A 17,452-nucleotide genomic window follows, 5' to 3' on the forward strand; every position below is an offset into this window, starting at 1 on the left:
CCATGTCTAATACGCAGAGCCGGGTGCCCGAGCCCGTCGCGTCCGAGCACATACCGCTCAAGGCACGCAACGTCTCCTTCTCCTGGGAGAACACCCCGCTCCACTGGCTCCCGAACGACCCGTTCGCCACGCACACCATCAACGTGCTGCACCTGCTGCTGCCCGCCGGTGAGCGCTGGTTCGTGCACGTCTACAAGCAGGTCCTGCCGCTCATCCGCGACGAGAGACTGCGCGAGGACGTCATCGGGTTCATCGGCCAGGAGGCCATGCACTCGCAGGCCCACGACGAGGTCCTGCCGCACCTCAAGGAACAGGGCCTCGACCCGACGCCGTACACCGCGCAGGTCGACTGGCTCTTCGAGAAGCTGCTCGGCGACCGCACGCTGCCGCCCGGCAAGGCGCGCCGGTGGTGGCTGATGGAGCGCGTCGCGATCATCGCCGCCATCGAGCACTACACCGCCTTCCTCGGCAACTGGGTGCTCAACGCCGACGAGCTGGACCGCAGGGGCGCCGACCCGACAATGCTGGACCTGCTGCGCTGGCACGGCGCCGAGGAGGTCGAGCACCGCTCCGTCGCCTTCGAGCTGTTCATGCACGTCGACGGCGGCTACCGGCGCCGGGCCAGGACCTGGGCGACCGCGTTCTCCGCCCTGGTCTTCCTGTGGCAGCGCGGGGCGCGGTTCTTCATGGAGAACGACCCGACGCTCGTCGACGGCAGGGCGACCTTCAAGGACTTCTACCGGAGCGGGAAGGCAGGAACGCTGCCCTCCACCGGCGACATGGTCCGCTCCATCCCCCGCTATCTCAGCCGGGCCTACCACCCTTCGCAGGAGGGCAGCACGGAACAGGCCGTCGCCTATCTCGCCTCCTCGCCCGCCGCCGTCGCCGCCGAGAAGGGGACCGCCTGACATGCCCCGCATCCGCACCGTCGCCCTCGTCGCGGGCGTCGCCCTGCTCACCCGGCGGGCCGTGCGCCGCCGCATCGGGGCCTCCCCGCTGTGGCCGCTGCCCACCCTGGAGGAGCCGATCTCCGGGCAGCCGCGCTCGCGGGCGCTGCGGCTCCGCGTCGCCCGGCACGAGAGCGTCGCCGACGGTGTCGTCCAACTGCGTCTGGAGGGCGCCGGCTTGCCCGCGTGGGAGCCGGGCGCCCACCTGGACGTCGTGCTGCCATCGGGGCTCGTACGGCAGTACTCGCTCTGCGGCGACCCCGAGGATTCCTCCTCGTACACCGTCGCGACCCGTCTGATCTCCGCCGGGCAGGGCGGCCGGGGCGGCTCGCGCGAGGTGCACGAGGCGCTCCGCGAAGGGGTCGAGGTGGAGGTGCGCGGGCCGCGCAACCGCTTCCCGCTCGCCGACGCGCCGGCGTACGTCTTCGTGGCGGGCGGCATCGGGATCACGCCGATCCTGCCGATGCTGCGGGCCGTCGAGGCGTCGGGGGCGCGGTGGCGCCTGCTGTACGGGGGGCGTTCGCGGGCGTCGATGCCCTTCCTCGAAGAACTGGAGAAGCTCGGCGGGAGCGCGCGGGAGCGGGTCACCGTCGTCGCCGAGGACGAGGACGGCCTGCCGGACCTGGCCGCCTTCCTCGACGGAACGCCGGAGGGCACCGCCGTCCACGTGTGCGGCCCCGAGGCCCTGATGGACGCCGTCGCCGCGGTCCTGCCCGACGGGTGCGCGCTGCACCTGGAGCGGTTCGCGCCCCGCACCTCGTCCGACGGCAACACCGCCTTCGAGGTCGAACTGCGGCGCAGCGGACGCACGGTGGAGGTCGCCGCGGACACCACGGTGCTCGCCGCCGTGCGCGCCGAGCTGCCCGACACGGCGTACAGCTGCGAGCAGGGTTTCTGCGGAACGTGCCAACAGCGCGTCGTGGAAGGGGAGATCGACCACCGTGACGAGCTCCTGACCGACGGCGAGCGGGCCGACACCATGCTCATCTGTGTGTCGCGTGCGCGAGGTGAGCGGCTCGTCCTCGACCTGTGAGACGCCGGTCCGGCACGGACCCGGACCGGCCCGCCTCAGGGCCGGTTCTGCTCGGTAAGGTGTTCGCATGACAACCGGGGTGCGCCGCAGGATGGGTGTCGAGGAGCGGCGGCAGCAGTTGATCGGGGTCGCGCTCGACCTGTTCAGCCACCGCTCGCCCGACGATGTTTCCATCGACGAGATAGCAGCGGCCGCGGGCATCTCGCGCCCGCTGGTCTACCACTACTTCCCCGGCAAACTCAGCCTGTACGAGGCGGCGTTGCGCCGGGCGGCGGACGATCTGGCCGGACGGTTCGTGGAGCCGCGCGAGGGTCCGCTCGGGGCGCGGCTGCTGCGGGTGATGGGGCGCTTCCTCGCCTTCGTCGACGACCACGGCCCCGGCTTCTCCGCGCTGATGCGGGGCGGCCCCGCGGTGTCGGCGGTGCCGGCGGGCGGCGCCTGCGCACCGGAGGCGGTGTCGACGACGACCGCGCTGATCGACTCGGTGCGGCAGGCCGCGTACGACCAGATCCTCACGCATCTGGGGATCACCGATCCGCCCGCCCGCCTCGAACTCGTCGTGCGGTCCTGGATATCGCTGGCCGAGTCGACGGCGCTGATCTGGCTGGACGGCCGGCGCATCCCGCGCGCGGAGCTGGAGTTGCAGCTGGTGCACGACTTCGCGGCGCTGACCGCGGTGAGCGCCGCCTACGACGAGGAGATGGCGGCGCTGCTGCGCGACATCCTCGTCGGGGAGCCGGCCGACGGCCCGTTCGCCGAGCTGCTCGACCGGCTGTTCGCGCTCGCGCCTCAGGCGCCCGCGGACTTGCGGTAGGAGGCGTCCAGGTCCCGGATCTCGGCCGAGGCGTGCAGCCGTACTCCTCCGGCGGGCTTCACGTACTGCCGTACGAGGTCCAGCACGCCTTCCGTCACCCGCGCCTTGATCTGGTCCGACCTGCCCGGCAGCAGCCCGATCATGACGTGGACGATGCCGTCGTCGCCCGAGCCCTCGCCCACGACGGCGTCCTCGGTCCGTACGAACCGGGTCTTGCAGGCGTCGGCCGTGGCGTTCGCGACCTCGACGAGCAGCGGGTGCAGGGCCAGGGCGAACCCCCGGCGGTCGAAGCCGTCCGCCAGGTGCTCGGAGTAGTCGACGGTGATCTGCGGCATGGGCCACCCCTCGTTCGTCCGGTGTCGTGCCCACCTTTGCGGTGAGCGCCGTGACGGCGCAACTGGCCTTCCGCGGCGCGGACCCCGGCGACGCGACCACGCTCGTCGGTCGCTACGAGGGCGCGGCCCGCCGGCCGGCGGACCACGGGATCGACCAGCGGACGGGAGCCCGTACGGGGGTGCTGCTCATGGAGCGGGAGGTCGGCTAGGGCCTGTCGGCACGCTCCTGTCGTCGCCCGCGGGGCAGGGTGTGCGAAGACAGGTCCTGTGGCGGTGGATCGTCCGCGCGCAGACGCATCGCGAGCAGGGCGATGTCGTCGTCGCGGTCGTGGCCCAGGCAGGCGAGCAGTGTGTCGCAGAGGGCCGCTATGCCGAGCGGGGCGTCGGCGGCCACCGCGCGCAGGTGCTCCATGGACACGGCGAGGTCCGTGCCGCGGGTCTCGATGAGCCCGTCGGTGACCATGAGGAGCCGGTCGGTGGGGAGCAGGACCGTCTCGGTGACGGGCGGCCGGTCCAGGCCGAGACCGAGCAGCGGGCCGCGTGCCCGCAGGTAGGCGGCGGTGCCGTCGTCGCCGACGACGAGGGGCGGGATGTGCCCGGCGTTGGCGACGCGGGTGCGTCCGGTGGCGGGGTCGACGAGGGCCAGGCAGAGGGTCGCCGTCACCTCGGGGTGGTAGCGCTGCAGCATCTTGTCGAGGCGGTGGGCGAGCGTGCGCGGGTCGGGGTCCTCGACACAGTAGGCGCGCAGCGCGTGCCGGATCTCGACCATGACGGTGGCGGCGTCAAGGGAGTGGCCGACGACGTCACCGATGGCGGTGAGGAGGCCGCCCCCGGTGCCGAGCGCGGCGTAGAAGTCGCCGCCGATCTCGGTGTCGCGGGAGGCGGGTTCGTAGCGGACGACGACTTCCGTGCCGGGCGTCTGCGGTACGCGCGACGGCAGGAAGCTGCGCTGGAGGGTCAGGGCGATGTGGCGTTCCACCTCGTACATGAGCAGCCGTTCCGCGGCGACCGCGGTGGCGTGGGCGATGCGCCCCACGAGCCGCCCGGTGCCGGGGACGAGCCCTTCGCCGTTCGCGGGGGTGGCGAGGCACACGGGCGCGCGCCCCTCCCGGGCGCGGGCCAGGGTGAGCCGGGCCCCGTCGGGGAGTCCGGTCCCGCCGGCCGGCTCCGCGTGGAAGAAGCCGGGCGGCCACAGGGCCGCGGACACCACGGTGTCGCGCACGCCGACGCGGCCCGCCATCTCGCGCTGGATCAGGCGGGACACCGCCTCGTGCGCGCCGTCGTCGGGCAGCGAGGCGGCGGTCCTGCGCCGGGACAGGCCCCGGTGCAGGGTGCCGTCATCGGCGAGGACGAACGCGGCGGCGGGGCCGTGGGTGAGGCGGGCGGTGCCGTGCGCGGCGGCCTCGGCGAGTTCGCCGGGGCCGCGGGCGGACTGGACGTCGAGGATCGTCTCGGCGAGCCGGGTGAGGTGGCCGGCCTGCGCCTCGGCGACGGTGCGGTGGCGGGCGCCGCGGGCGGCGGCGCGGACGACGGCCTGGATCTCCTCCGGTTCGGCGGGCACCGTCAGATAGGCCTCGCCGCCCGCGTCCAGGCCGCGGCACCGGTCGGCGGGAGCTACCCGGGCGGCCGAGAAGTGCACGACGGGCAGGGCCGCGAAGGGCGGTGACTCCTTGAGGCGGCGGCAGAGCTCGAAGCCGCTCATGTCGGGAAGGCCCACGTCGACGAGCGCCACGTCGGGCAGATCGCCCGCGCGCCGGCGCAGGTCGAGCTCGATGAGGGCCTCGCCCGCGCTGGCGGCAAGCACGACGCGGTGACCGTCCCTGCGCAGGACCGCGCCCAGGGCGTATCGACTGGCGGCGACATCGTCCACCACCAGGATCGTCGTCCCTGCCTTGCCGTTGACGCTCACGGGGGCCCCTTGGGGCTGGTGGGGCAGACCCCCCTCGGGCCCGCCCGACCAAGTTAGCGCTCCCGGGCACGCTCCGGGAGACGATGACGAGGCTCCGACCGGGAACGGTGAAGATCCCCCGACCCGCCTCGCGCGCCGTGAACTTGCCGCTAGGATCCGCGCCGGCCCCGCCGATCACGCGCACGGTGCGCGGGCCGCCCCGCCACCGGTGCGGCGGATCCGCTCGTGACCTTCGCGTTCCGCGGGGCGTTCACCGGGGTGTCCGCGCGTCCCGCCCACCCCCCAGGCCCTGTCTTCCCGCGCCGCCCCACCCCCGTACCCTCGTAACTCCCCGCACCGCTAAGGGATTTCATGACCCAGAACGTCACCGCCGCGCCCGCCGCCACCGACTCCGCGCCCGCCCGCCAGTGGTGGCGCGACGCCGTCATCTACCAGGTGTACCCGCGCAGCTTCGCCGACTCGGACGGCGACGGCATGGGCGACCTGCCCGGCATCACGGCCCGCCTGCCGCACCTGCGCGACCTGGGCGTGGACGCCGTCTGGCTCTCCCCCTTCTACGCGTCGCCGCAGGCCGACGCCGGCTACGACGTGGCGGACTACCGCGCCGTCGACCCGATGTTCGGCACCCTCACCGACGCCGACGACCTGATCCGCGCGGCGCACGCGCTCGGGCTGCGCGTCATCGTCGACGTGGTGCCCAACCACTGTTCCGACCGCCACGAGTGGTTCGTGCGGGCGCTGCGCGAGGGCCCGGGGTCGCCGGCCCGCGAGCGCTTCCTCTTCCGTCCCGGCCGAGGCGCGGACGGCGAACTCCCGCCGAACGACTGGGAGTCCGTCTTCGGCGGCCCCGCCTGGACCCGTGTCGATGACGGCGAGTGGTACCTGCACCTCTTCGCGCCCGAGCAGCCGGACTTCGACTGGGAGCACCCGGCCGTCCACGACGAGTTCCGCTCGGTCCTGCGCTTCTGGCTGGACCTCGGCGTCGACGGATTCCGCATCGACGTCGCGCACGGCCTGGTCAAGGCGGCGGGGCTGCCCGACATCGGCCACGGTGAGCAGGTGAAGCTGCTCGGCAAGCAGGCGGTGCCCTACTTCGACCAGGACGGCGTGCACGAGATCTACCGGGACTGGCGCCGGATCCTGGACGAGTACAGCGGCCCGGCGGGCACCGAGCGCATCGCGGTGGCCGAGGCGTGGACGCCGACCGTCGAGCGCAGCGCCCGCTACCTGCGCCGCGACGAGCTGCACCAGGCCTTCAACTTCGAGTACCTGACGACCGACTGGGACGCCGTCGCGCTGCGCGGAGTCATCGACCGCTCGCTGACCGCGATGAATGCCGTGGACGCGCCCGCCACCTGGGTGCTCTCCAACCACGACGTGATCCGCCACACCACTCGCCTGTCCGGCACGGACGCCGCCGACGACGGGGCCCGCGGACTGCGCCGGGCGCGGGCCGCCACGCTCCTGATGCTGGCCCTGCCCGGCTCCGCCTATCTCTACCAGGGCGAGGAGCTCGGCCTGCCCGAGGTCACCGAACTGCCGGACGAGGTGCGCCAGGACCCGGCGTTCTTCCGCGGCGCCGGACAGGACGGGACGCGCGACGGGTGCCGCGTGCCGCTGCCGTGGTCCGGGGAGCGCGCACCGTACGGCTTCGGGCCCGTCGAGGGCGGGCCGAGCTGGCTGCCGCAGCCGGACGCGTGGCGGGAGCTCTCGGTGTTGGCGCAGACGGGCGACCCGGCATCGACGCTGGAGTTCTACCGCCGCGCGCTCGCCGCCCGCCGCGCCCACCCGGCGCTCGGCGCGGGCCGCGGCATCGAGTGGCTGCCCGCCCCCGATGGCGTGCTGGCGTTCCGCCGCACCTCCGCCGCCGGCTCGTTCGTCTGCACGGTGAACCTGACCGCGTCACCCGTCGCACTGCCCACTGCGGGCACACTGCTCCTCGCGAGCGCGCAGGTCGAGCCGGGCGCCGGGGAGACCGTGCTTCCGGCCGATTCAACGGTCTGGTGGGCAGCCTGAGACTCGACCGGTACAGTCCCGTCCTGTGACCGCACGGCTAGCCGACATCGCAGCCCAGGCGGGGGTCAGCGAAGCGACAGTAAGCCGCGTGCTCAACGGCAAGCCGGGCGTCGCCGCGGGCACCCGCCAGTCCGTGCTCGCCGCGCTCGACGTGCTCGGCTACGAACGCCCGGTGCGCCTGCGCCGGCGGAGCGCGGGCCTGGTCGGGCTGATCACGCCGGAGCTGGAGAACCCGATCTTTCCCGCGCTCGCGCAGGTCATCGGCCAGGCCCTGACCCGGCAGGGGTACACGCCGGTGCTCGCCACGCAGACCCCGGGCGGTTCCACCGAGGACGAGCTCACCGAGATGCTGGTGGACCGCGGGGTCGCCGGGATCATCTTCGTCTCGGGGCTGCACGCGGACACCACCGCCGACATGCGGCGCTACGAGCAGCTGCGGGCGCAGGGCGTCCCGTTCGTGCTGGTCGACGGCTTCGCTCCGGCGGTGCGGGCGCCCTCCGTCTCGCCCGACGACCGCGCGGCGATGCGTCTCGCGGTCACCCATCTCGTCTCCCTGGGGCATACCCGTATCGGACTGGCCCTCGGCCCCAAGCGCTTCGTGCCCGTACAGCGGAAGATCGAGGGGTTCGTACGCACGATGCGGGACCAGCTGGGCATGGCTGCCGGCGACATCGAGACAGATCTGGTCCAGCACTCCCTGTACACGCTGGAGGGCGGCCAGGCCGCGGCCTCCGCGCTGCTCGACCGCGGCTGCACGGCCATCGCGTGCGCGAGCGACATGATGGCGCTCGGCGCGATCCGGGCGGCGCGCGAGCGCGGCCTCGAGGTGCCGGACGACGTCTCGGTGGTCGGGTTCGACGACTCGCCGCTGATCGCGTTCACGGATCCGCCGCTGACGACCGTGCGCAAGCCGGTGCCCGCGATGGGTCAGGCGGCGGTGCGCACCCTCCTGGAGGAGATCGGCGGCACCCCCGCCCCGCCCGACGAATTCGTCTTCATGCCCGAGCTGGTCGTACGCGGATCGACCGCCTCGGGCCCCAGGCGCCCCTAGGGCCACATCAGGGTCGCGGCCTCGTTCTTGTGGCGTAGAGAATGCGGGCCGAACCCGACCGAGGGATGATCGGTCGAAGGGTGGGGATCTGGCAGACTCTGTCCCTATGGGTGAGACGACCGTGACGACACTGGAGGGCCGGCAGAGCCCTACTGCATCACCCATCGCGGGCCAGGAGAACGGCCGCCGTGGGCGGAGCCTGCTGCGTCGATTTCACCGGCTCCGTACGCCCCGCCGACCCCGGCTCTGGTTCGAGATCCTGCTGATCGGGGTCAGTTACTGGACGTACTCGCTGATCCGCAACGCCGTGCCGGAGCAGAAGTCCCAGGCGCTGAGCAACGCGGACTGGATCTGGCGCGTCGAGCAGGACCTGGGCATCGCCGTCGAGCGAAGCGTCAACCACGCCGTGGACTCGGCGACATGGCTCATCGTCGGCATGAACTACTACTACGCGACGCTGCACTTCGTCGTGACGCTCGGTGTCCTGGTCTGGCTCTTCCGCAAGCATCCCGGGCGGTACGCGGCCACGCGCCTGGTCCTGTTCGCGACGACGGCGGTGGCCCTGGTCGGCTACTACCTGTACCCACTGGCTCCGCCGCGCCTGATGAACGGCAGCACGTTCATCGACACCGTCGTCGTCCACCAGACGTGGGGTTCGATGGCGTCCGGCGACCTGAAGAACATGTCGAACCAGTACGCGGCGATGCCGTCCATGCACATCGGCTGGTCCCTGTGGTGCGGCCTGACGATCTTCGCCCTGGCATCGGTGCCGTGGGCCAAGGTCCTCGGCCTGCTCTACCCCGTCACGACACTCATCGTGATCGTGGCGACCGCCAACCACTTCTGGCTCGACGCGGTCGGCGGCATGATGTGCCTGGCCTTCGGATTCCTGGTGGCCCGCCTCTGGTACGGCGCGCTGCCGTACGCCCTCGCCCGCGACGTGGCGGTCAGGGGCGAGGGCCCCGTGCGACCGGTCAAGGCCTAGCTTTTCCGGGGGTCAGTCGGCCCGGTGCGTGATCCTGCCCCCCGCCATCGTGAGGCGCACCGGCGCCTGCGCCACCTCGTCGGCGGGCGCGGCCACCGGGTCGAGGCCGAAGGCCGTGAGGTCGGCGCGGAACCCCGGGGCGATCCGCCCCGCCACGCCCGCCTCCCCCGCGGCCACCGCGGCATGCGTGGTGCAGCCCTCCAGGGCCATCAGCCCGGTGAGCCCGGCGCCCGCCGAGGCCGCGCCGCGCGGGGCCCGGGCCGTGGCCAGCACCTGACGCACGTCGTAGTGCGCGATCGGCCAGTCGGAGCCGAGGGCGACGAAGGCCCCGGCGTCCCGCAGGTCCCGGGTGCGCCAGGCGCGCGCCGCGCGGGCGTCACCCAGCCGCTTGGACCACTCGTCGCTGTGGTCGGCGCGCGTGTACGCGGTGTGCGGCGGCTGCATCGAGGCGATGACGCCCAGTTCGGCGAAGCGCGGGACGGTGTCGTCCGGCACGGTCTCGATGTGCTCGATGCGGTGCGCGAGACGGCCGTCCGGGCCCAGGGACGCCACGGTGTCCAGCACGTGCCGCACGGCCGCGTCGCCGATGGCGTGGGTCGCCGTGCGCACGCCGGCCCCGTGCAGCCGCCGCACGGCGTCCGCGTACGCCCGCGGGTCCGGCCAGAAGGCGTCGGTGCCCTGGCCGTGGCAGTCCGCGTGCTCCAGCCAGGCCGTGCCGCCCTCGACGGTGCCGTCCATGAAGAACTTGGCGCCGCCGACCCGCCACAGCCGCCCGGCCTCGGCCTGCAGCGCGACGATCGCGTCGATCCCCTCCCGCCCCACGCCGGGCATGCACCAGGGCGCGAGCCGCAGCCGCAGCGGCAGGTCGCCCTCCTCCTCGACGGACGCGAGCAGCTTCGGTACGTCACCGTCGCCGAGGTCCATCACATGGGCGCCGGTCAGCCCGGTGGCCGCCATGGCGGAGAGCAGCTCGACCAGCCGGGCGCGGCGCTCGGCGTACGAGGGCCGGGGCAGCACGGCCTGGACGAGGTCCATGGCGGCGTGCTCGACGAGGTGTCCGGTGGGGCGCCCGTCCGGGTCGCAGACGACGGTGGAGCGCTGCACGAACTCGCGCGGCCCCTCGACCCCGGCGGCGCGCAGCGCGGCGCCGCTGACCAGGGCGGAGTGGCCGTCGTACAGCCGGATGAAGGCGGGCGCGCCGTCGAGGACGTCCTCGACGAGCGCCCGGTCGACGGCCCGCCCGCCGAAGGCGTTGTGATCGAGCCCCCAGGCGACGACCCACCCCTCGATCCGTTCGGCCCCGCGCAGGGCGCCCCGCAGACCGTCCAGGTCGCGCACGGCGGAGAGATCCGTGCCGGTGGCCATCTCGAGCCCCCACACCGGGTGACTGTGCGAGTCGACGAGACCGGGCGTGAGGGTGGCCCCGCCCAGATCGACCACCTCGGTCCCGCCCCCGCACGACTCACGCACGTCATCACGGTCACCGACGGCAACGATCACCCCGTCCCGTACGGCGACGGCACCGGCGCGGGGCCGCTCGGGGTCGAGGGTGCGGACGTCGGCGTTGGTGAGGATGAGATCTGGTGCGGACACGGGGGAACTCCGTTCAGATGGACGGTTCAGGCCGGCCGGCACTTCATGACGGACCGGTGCGGGGTGGTGCAAGCCTGTGGTGGGGGTCCCGCTGCTCCTTCAGGGCTTGGCGGAGCTCGCGGACGAACTCGGCGGAGCCGGTGACGGCGGCGCCGAAGGGTGGGGGTCGCAGGACGCCGGTTCCGCCGCGAAGCCCGCGTACAGCTCGGGCCGTCCCCGCCGCAGCCGCCACGCCAACACGAGACCGAGAAGAAGGGCGGCGGGCACCAGCGCGACGAGAACCGTGTTCACCAGCGTCGACGCGCCCGTGAACAGGTCGATGTGCGTGACGACGAGCACCAGCGCCACGCCGAGCAGCACGGTCGCGAGGACGGGCGCGACGACGGTGCGCAGCACACCCTCCTGGTGGCTGATCCGCCGGAAGTAGCAGGGCACGGCGATCGCGGCGAGCAGCTGAAGGGTCAACAGGCCGATCATTCCGGGGGTGTTGACCCAGAGAAGGAGCTGTTGGTAGGGGTCGGCGCCGGCCGCCGCGAAGGCGAGGACGACCACCGCGCCGAGCACGGTCTGCGCGGCGCCGGCGACGTACGGCGAGCGGTGGCGCGCGTGGATACGGCCGAGCGCCTTGGGCAGGACGCCTTCCTCCGCGAGGGCGAGACCGTAGCGGTTGATCGCGTTGTGGAAGGCGAGCAGGGAGGCGAGGACGCTGGTGACGATGAGGACGTGCATGAGGTCGGCGGCCCAGGCGCCGACGTAGGTGGTGATGGCGGAGAAGAAGAGCCCGGCCGGGTCGGAGCCCGCCGCCTCGACGACCTTGTCGTCGCCGAAGGCCTGGATGACGGTCCAGACGACGAAGGCGTAGAAGAGGCCGAGGAAGGCGACGGCGAAGTAGGTGGCGCGGGGCACGGTGCGGTCGGGGTCGCGGGCCTCGCGGCGGTAGATGACGGTGGACTCGAAGCCGGTGAACGCGGCGAAGGCGCAGGCCAGTACGGCGGCGGTGCCGGGTACGAGGACGTTGCCGGGGGCGAGGCTCCGCAGCCCGAGGCCGTCGCCGCCGCCCTTGAGGAGGACGCCGCCCGCGAGCAGGACGAGGATGCCGGTCTCGGCGACGAGCAGCACGCCGAGCAGCTTCGCGCCGAAGTCGATGGACCGGAACCCGCCGTACCAGATGATCAGCAGGCCCGCGAGGGAGACCGGGAGCCAGGGGATGTCGGCGCCGAGGAGGGCGTGCGCGGTGTCCTGGGTGGCGGTGCCGAGCAGACCGTAGACGCCAATCTCCATGCCGTTGTAGCCGAGCATGGCCAGGAGCGCCGCGGCGATGCCGGCCGGGCGGCCGAGGCCCCGGGTGATGTACGCGTAGAAGGCACCGCCGCTGCGCACGTGCCGGCTCATGGTGGTGAACCCGACGGCGAAGACGGCGAGGGTGAGGCCGGCGAGGAGGTAGCCGGCGGGGGCGCCGATGCCGCCGAGCGAGATGGCGATGGGGGCGACGCCCGCCATGACGGTGAGCGGGGCCGCGGCGGAGACCACGAAGAAGGCGATGTCGGCGGTGCCGAGGGAGCCGGTGCGGAGCGTGACGGCCATGGAGGAACAGCCCTTCTGCGGCAGGCGGGGCGGAGCACGGCATGGGGGGCAGGGGTTTGCACGGAGGGGACGGCATGCGAGGGAGACCGAAAACCTAAAGGCTTTCGGTTTCGGCAATGTAGCCTCACCCTGGGCAGTTCGGGAAGACTTCACAGGGAGATCAGGGGCATGGGGCGGCCGCGCACAGCACTTCTGGACCGGGAGCGGATCACGACGACCGCGCTCGAACTCGTCGACGAGGAAGGCGACTTCAGCGTGCCGCGGCTCGCCCGGCGGCTCGGCGTGCAGACCGGCTCGGTGTACCACCATGTGGACGGCCGGGACGGCATCGTCGAGCTGCTGCGGGAGCGGGTGGCCGAGTCGATCGACACGGCGACGCTGGCGGCGGGCCCGTGGGACGAGGCCCTGACGGCCTGGGCCCGCTCCTACCGCGCGGCCTTCGCGGCCCACCCCAAGGCGATCCCGCTCCTGACGACGTCACCGGTGCGGGCGCCGCGCGTCCTCGACCAGTACGAGCGCGCGGTGACACTGCTCCTGGCGGCGGGCTTCGCCCTGCCCGACGTCATGCCGGTCATCACCGGCCTGGAGAACCTGGTCCTCGGCTCGGCCCTGGACCTCGCGGCCCCGGAGACGATGTGGGTCCTGACCGACGAGTCGGCGACACCTCGCCTGGCCCGGGCGCTCGACGCGGTGCCGACGGGCAGGGCGGACCGGGCGTTCGACCTGGCGCTCGCGGGGTTCGTCGCGCACGCGAGGGTGCTGCGGAAGCGGGACACCGAGCCTGAATCCCAACCTGAACCCGAGCCTGAACCCCGGCCCGACCCCGGGCCCTGACCAGGCCAGGAACCGCCGCCTACTCCGCGTGGTCCGCGTGCGCCTCCTCCGGCGCCGGCCCCGACAGTGCCCGGTGGGCGTTCGCCTCGGCCTCGCGTTCGAAGCGGTCGGAGGGGTCCGAGACGCGCAGGCCGTCGCCGTTGTCCGTGCCGGCCACCGGGCCCTGGCGCTGCTGGATGACGTGCGTCAGCTCGTGGGCGAGGGTGTGGCGGTCCGCTCCGCCGTCGCCGATGACGACGTGGTTGCCGGAGGTGTAGGCGCGGGCGCCGACCTCGGCAGCGGAGGCCTTCGCCGCGCTGTCGTTGTGGACGCGGACGTCGGAGAAGTCGGCGCCCAGGCGGGCCTCCATGTCGCTGCGGGTCCCCGTGTCGAGGGGCCGGCCGCCGCTGCTGAGCACGTCGTGGACGGAGGACCGCTGCACGGCCCGTACGACGGCGGCGTTGCCCGCGGTCCGCTGCAGGGCCATGAGCTCCTGGGCGGACCCGCCTCCTGCGCTCGACGGCGATCCGGCGGGGCGGGCCGGCGTGCGGCCCGCCGCGTCGCCCTCGCGGGAGCCGGGGGTTTCACGGGCGTGCATGGAGCCTCCAGGGAGACGGACTGGTCCCTACCTGGATACGTCATGGGGACACCGTCCTGCCAGGTGCGCGAGGGCAGCGTTCGGTGCCCTCGGAGGCAGCCACGCGTGGAACGGCGCCCGCCTCACACCCGTAGAACCGCCTCACGCCCCGTAGAACCGCTCCTCCACCACGGCCCGCGCCCGGCGCGTGATCCGCCGGTAGTCGTCCAGCATGTCGCCCACGTGCCCGGTGTCGTAGCCCAGGTACCGTGCCACGGCGGCCAGTTCACGGCCGTCCGAGGGGAACGTGTCGCCCGCGCGGCCGCGCACCAGCATCACCGCGTTGCGCACGCGCGTCGCGAGGACCCACGCCTCGTCGAGGATCGCCGCGTCGTCCGTCGGGATCAGCTCCGCCGCGCGGGCCGCCGCCAGCGCCTCGCGGGTCCGGGTGGTGCGCAGGCCGGGCTCGGCCCAGCCGTGCTCCAGCTGCAGGAGCTGCACGGTCCACTCGACATCGGAGAGGCCGCCGCGGCCGAGCTTGGCGTGCAGGGTCGGGTCCGCGCCGCGCGGCATCCGCTCCGCCTCCATGCGGGCCTTCAGGCGGCGGATCTCCCGGACCGCGTCCTCGCCGAGCCCCTCCGCCGGATAGCGCAGGGGGTCGATCAGGTCGATGAAGGCGCGCCCCAGCTCCGCGTCGCCCGCGACCGGTTCGGCGCGCAGCAGCGCCTGGGACTCCCAGACGAGGGACCAACGGCGGTAGTACGCCTCGTACGACTTGAGGGTGCGCACCAGCGGACCGCTCCTGCCCTCCGGGCGCAGATCGGCATCTATGAGCAACGGCGGGTCGGCAGAGGGAAGTTGGAGCAGGCGGCGCATCTCGGAGACCACCTTGGACGCCGCCTTCGCCGCCTCCTGCTCGTCGGCGCCCTCGCGCGGCGCGTGCACGAACAGGACGTCGGCGTCCGAGCCGTAGCCCAGCTCGTGGCCGCCGAAGCGGCCCATGCCGATGACCGCGAAACGGGTGGGGAGCGTGTCGCCCCAGCCCTCGCGGACGACCGCGCGCAGCGTGCCCGCGATGGTGGCGGCCGTCAGGTCGGAGACCGCGTCGCCCACCCGGTCCACGAGCCTGCCCGGGTCCGCCTCCGCGGGGCTGTCCTCCGTGCCGTACGAGCCGATGATGTCGCCCGCGGTGGTGCGGAACAGCTCACGGCGGCGTACACCGCGGGCCGCGGTGACGGCCTGCTCGGCGCCGTCCGCGCGGCGCACCGCCGCCAGGACCTCCTGCTCCAGCTGGGCGCGGCCGCGGGGCTCCAGGCCGCGCGCGTCGCCGAGGAGGGCGACCGCCTCGGGGGCGCGCAGCAGCAGGTCGGGGGCGAGGCGCCCGGCGGACAGGACGCGGGCGAGGTTCTCGGCCGCCGCGCCCTCGTCCCTGAGCAGGCGCAGGTACCAGGGGGTCTTGCCCAGCGCGTCGGAGACCTTGCGGAAGCCGAGGAGGCCCGCGTCGGGGTCGGCGGAGTCGGCGAACCAGCCGAGCAGGACCGGCAGCAAAGTGCGCTGGATCGCCGCCTTGCGGGTGACCCCGGAGGCGAGGGCCTCCAGGTGCCTGAGGGCGGCGCTCGGGTCCGCGTAACCGAGCGCGATCATGCGTTCGCGGGCCGCCTCGTTGCTCAACCTGGCCTCGCCCGGCGCGAGTTGGGCGACCGCGTCGAGCAGCGGGCGGTAGAACAGCTTCTCGTGCAGGCGGCGCACCACGGAGGTGTGCCGCTTCCACGCCCGGCCCAGATCGGTGATCGGCTCGGTGCGCATCCCCAGGGACCTGCCGAGGCGCCGCAGGTCCGCGTCGCCCTCCGGGACGAGGTGGGTGCGGCGCAGCTTGTAGAGCTGGATGCGGTGTTCGAGGGAGCGCAGGAAGCGGTACGCGTCGTCGAGCTGGGCGGCGTCCACCCGCCCCACGTAACCGCCGGCGCCGAGCGCCTGCAACGCCTCGAGCGTCGACCCGCTGCGGATCGAGGGGTCGCTGCGCCCGTGCACCAACTGCAGCATCTGCACGGCGAACTCGACGTCGCGCAGCCCGCCGGGGCCGAGCTTCAGCTCCCGGTCGACCTCGCCCGCCGGAATGTTCTCGACGACCCTGCGGCGCATCTTCTGCACGTCGGGCACGAAGTTCTCGCGCTCGGCGGCGTGCCAGACGAGCGGCGCGAGCGTGGCCACGTACTCCTCGCCGAGCGCGAGATCGCCCGCGACGGGGCGGGCCTTGAGCAGCGCCTGGAACTCCCAGGTCTTCGCCCAGCGCTGGTAGTACGCGAGGTGGCTGGACAGGGTGCGCACCAGGGGGCCGTTCCTGCCCTCGGGGCGCAGGTTCGCGTCGACGGGCCAGATGGTGCCCTCGACGTTCGTCTCGGAGCAGATCCGCATCATGTGCGAGGCGAGGCGGGTCGCCGCCCGCAGCGCCTTGTCCTCGTCGGCTCCTTCGACGGCCTCGCCGACGAAGATGACGTCGACGTCGGAGACGTAGTTGAGCTCGTGGCCACCGCACTTGCCCATCGCGAGGACCGCGAGCCTGCACTGCGCGGCGTCGCCGGGCGCCGCCGCGCGGGCCATGGCGAGCGCCGCCCGCAGCGTCGCCGTCGCGAGGTCGGCGAGCTCGGCCGCCGCCTCGGCGACGTCCGTCGTGCCGCAGACGTCGCGGGCCGCGATGGAGAGCAGGCAGCGGCGGTAGGAGACGCGCAGCGAGACCGGGTCGGTGGCATCGGCGAGGCCCTGTTCGAACTCCTCCACGCCGGGGTGCAGGTCGGAGGACTCGTAGGTGACGAGCGCCCGCCAGTCGCGCGGGTGGCGGGCCAGGTGGTCGGCGAGGGCCTCGGAGGCGCCGAGGACCCCCAGGAGCCGGTCGCGCAGGGGCTTGGCGGTGACGAGGGTGTCGAGCAGCTCCCGGCTGCTCAGATCGTCCGCCTGGCCCTCGACGAGCCGGACGAGGCCCAGCAGGGCCAGGTCGGGGTCGGCGGTGGCGCCGAGCGCGTCCAGGAGCAGCGGGTCGTCCCGTACGGCGCTCAGCGCGGGGTCGTCGAGGAACCGCTCCGCGGTGGACGGATCGGTGAAGCCGTGCCGCAGCAGCCGCGTGAACGTACTGCTTCGTCGCCCTTGCGGCAGCGTCATGCCGAGCCTCCGTTCGATCACACCTCGAGCCGAGCCTACGGCCTGACCGATGAACTCCGCGCACCCGCGGAGTCTGTCCTTGCACAGGACCACCGAAGCGGCGTCGGAAGGACAGTCATGCCGAGCGAGGAACCCCGTACGGAACTGGATGCCAGGTACAGCAGCCCGGGGGCGGAGGCGACACCGTGGCAGGAGGCCGTGGCGCGCCTGAAGACGGCCGAGCTGTTCTGGATCTCGACGGTACGGCCCGACGGGCGCCCCCACGTCACCCCGCTGCCCGCGGTGTGGAAGGGCGGCGCCCTGCACTTCGCGACGGGACCCGAGGAGCGCAAGGCCCTGAACCTCGCGGCGAACCCCGAGACCGTCCTGACCACCGGCGTCAACCTCTGGGACAAGGGCTACGACCTGGTCGTGGAGGGCACGGCGGTCCGGGTCACCGACGACGCGCGGCTGCGGCGCCTGGCGGCGGCCTGGGAGGAGAAGTACGGGAGCTTCTGGCACTACGACGTGCGCGACGGCTGCTTCCACCACGGACCCGGTCACGCGTACGTCTTCGCGGTGGCGCCCCGCACGGCCTTCGGCTTCGGCAAGGGCGAGCCGTTCAGCCAGACGCGGTGGCGGTTCGCGTGACCCGCCCAC

14 protein-coding genes and 1 pseudogene are annotated in these 17,452 nt (G+C 73.5%); 9 read left to right on the forward strand and 6 right to left on the reverse strand.

Annotation, left to right across the window (positions count from 1 at the left end; genetic code table 11):
- Nucleotides 1–2: 2 nt before the first annotated feature.
- From ACZ592_RS28330 to ACZ592_RS28340, 3 genes are all read left to right on the forward strand, one after another.
- Entirely contained in the window at nucleotides 3–908 is a 906-nt protein-coding gene (locus tag ACZ592_RS28330; RefSeq protein WP_471584480.1) for a metal-dependent hydrolase, read from the forward strand.
- A gap of 1 nt (nucleotide 909) precedes the next feature.
- Entirely contained in the window at nucleotides 910–1,980 is a 1,071-nt protein-coding gene (locus ACZ592_RS28335) for a PDR/VanB family oxidoreductase (RefSeq protein ID WP_471584481.1), read from the forward strand.
- A 67-nt stretch (nucleotides 1,981–2,047) separates the two neighbouring features.
- Nucleotides 2,048–2,794, forward strand: coding sequence for a TetR/AcrR family transcriptional regulator (locus ACZ592_RS28340; protein WP_471584482.1), 747 nt, complete (start codon nucleotides 2,048–2,050; stop codon nucleotides 2,792–2,794).
- Here the strand turns inward: ACZ592_RS28340 and ACZ592_RS28345 are convergent.
- Nucleotides 2,770–3,129: a 5-carboxymethyl-2-hydroxymuconate Delta-isomerase gene (locus ACZ592_RS28345; protein ID WP_471584483.1), complete on the reverse strand. Its 360-nt coding sequence runs from the start codon at nucleotides 3,127–3,129 to the stop codon at nucleotides 2,770–2,772. The genes ACZ592_RS28340 and ACZ592_RS28345 overlap by 25 nt on opposite strands.
- A 41-nt stretch (nucleotides 3,130–3,170) precedes the next feature.
- Here ACZ592_RS28345 and ACZ592_RS28350 point away from each other — a divergent pair, with 41 nt between their 5' ends.
- Complete coding sequence (locus ACZ592_RS28350) at nucleotides 3,171–3,338, forward strand: hypothetical protein (protein ID WP_471584484.1); 168 nt, start codon at nucleotides 3,171–3,173, stop codon at nucleotides 3,336–3,338.
- Here ACZ592_RS28350 and ACZ592_RS28355 read toward each other — a convergent pair.
- Nucleotides 3,335–5,038 carry a SpoIIE family protein phosphatase gene (locus ACZ592_RS28355; protein ID WP_471584485.1) on the reverse strand — a complete coding sequence of 568 codons (1,704 nt, stop codon included), beginning with the start codon at nucleotides 5,036–5,038 and terminating at the stop codon, nucleotides 3,335–3,337. The two genes, ACZ592_RS28350 and ACZ592_RS28355, sit on opposite strands and share 4 nt — an antisense overlap.
- A gap of 351 nt (nucleotides 5,039–5,389) precedes the next feature.
- On the opposite strand from ACZ592_RS28355, the gene ACZ592_RS28360 reads away from it, so the two are divergent.
- The 3 genes from ACZ592_RS28360 (at nucleotide 5,390) to ACZ592_RS28370 (ending at nucleotide 9,090) form a co-directional block, all read left to right on the forward strand.
- Nucleotides 5,390–7,054, forward strand: coding sequence for a glycoside hydrolase family 13 protein (locus ACZ592_RS28360; RefSeq protein ID WP_471584486.1), 1,665 nt, complete (start codon nucleotides 5,390–5,392; stop codon nucleotides 7,052–7,054).
- Between the two features lie 25 nt (nucleotides 7,055–7,079).
- Nucleotides 7,080–8,105 (forward strand): LacI family DNA-binding transcriptional regulator, encoded by a 1,026-nt coding sequence (locus ACZ592_RS28365; protein ID WP_471584487.1) that lies wholly within the window; start codon nucleotides 7,080–7,082, stop codon nucleotides 8,103–8,105.
- A 106-nt stretch (nucleotides 8,106–8,211) separates the two neighbouring features.
- The gene (locus ACZ592_RS28370) at nucleotides 8,212–9,090 is read left to right on the forward strand and encodes a phosphatase PAP2 family protein (protein WP_471584488.1); all 879 of its coding nucleotides are present in this window, start codon (nucleotides 8,212–8,214) and stop codon (nucleotides 9,088–9,090) included.
- 12 nt (nucleotides 9,091–9,102) lie between these two features.
- Here ACZ592_RS28370 and ACZ592_RS28375 read toward each other — a convergent pair whose 3' ends face one another.
- Both ACZ592_RS28375 and ACZ592_RS28380 read right to left on the reverse strand, forming a co-directional pair.
- Nucleotides 9,103–10,683: an amidohydrolase gene (locus ACZ592_RS28375; protein WP_471584489.1), complete on the reverse strand. Its 1,581-nt coding sequence runs from the start codon at nucleotides 10,681–10,683 to the stop codon at nucleotides 9,103–9,105.
- A 99-nt stretch (nucleotides 10,684–10,782) separates the two neighbouring features.
- Nucleotides 10,783–12,267: an APC family permease gene (locus tag ACZ592_RS28380; protein WP_471584490.1), complete on the reverse strand. Its 1,485-nt coding sequence runs from the start codon at nucleotides 12,265–12,267 to the stop codon at nucleotides 10,783–10,785.
- Nucleotides 12,268–12,435: 168 nt separating this feature from the next.
- Here ACZ592_RS28380 and ACZ592_RS28385 point away from each other — a divergent pair, with 168 nt between their 5' ends.
- Nucleotides 12,436–13,101, forward strand: coding sequence for a TetR/AcrR family transcriptional regulator C-terminal domain-containing protein (locus ACZ592_RS28385; protein ID WP_471584491.1), 666 nt, complete (start codon nucleotides 12,436–12,438; stop codon nucleotides 13,099–13,101).
- A 52-nt stretch (nucleotides 13,102–13,153) separates the two neighbouring features.
- On the opposite strand, the pseudogene ACZ592_RS28390 reads toward ACZ592_RS28385, so the two are convergent.
- Nucleotides 13,154–13,678: pseudogene (locus ACZ592_RS28390) on the reverse strand (eCIS core domain-containing protein); the annotation flags it as partial.
- Between the two features lie 141 nt (nucleotides 13,679–13,819).
- Nucleotides 13,820–16,813: a bifunctional [glutamine synthetase] adenylyltransferase/[glutamine synthetase]-adenylyl-L-tyrosine phosphorylase gene (locus tag ACZ592_RS28395; RefSeq protein WP_471584492.1), complete on the reverse strand. Its 2,994-nt coding sequence runs from the start codon at nucleotides 16,811–16,813 to the stop codon at nucleotides 13,820–13,822.
- 117 nt (nucleotides 16,814–16,930) lie between these two features.
- Between ACZ592_RS28395 and ACZ592_RS28400 the strand changes: the two genes are divergently transcribed.
- Entirely contained in the window at nucleotides 16,931–17,443 is a 513-nt protein-coding gene (locus ACZ592_RS28400; RefSeq protein WP_471584493.1) for a pyridoxamine 5'-phosphate oxidase family protein, read from the forward strand.
- The last annotated feature ends 9 nt before the right edge of the window (nucleotides 17,444–17,452 follow it).

It is taken from the genome of Streptomyces sp. NPDC040622 (genome assembly GCF_055593965.1).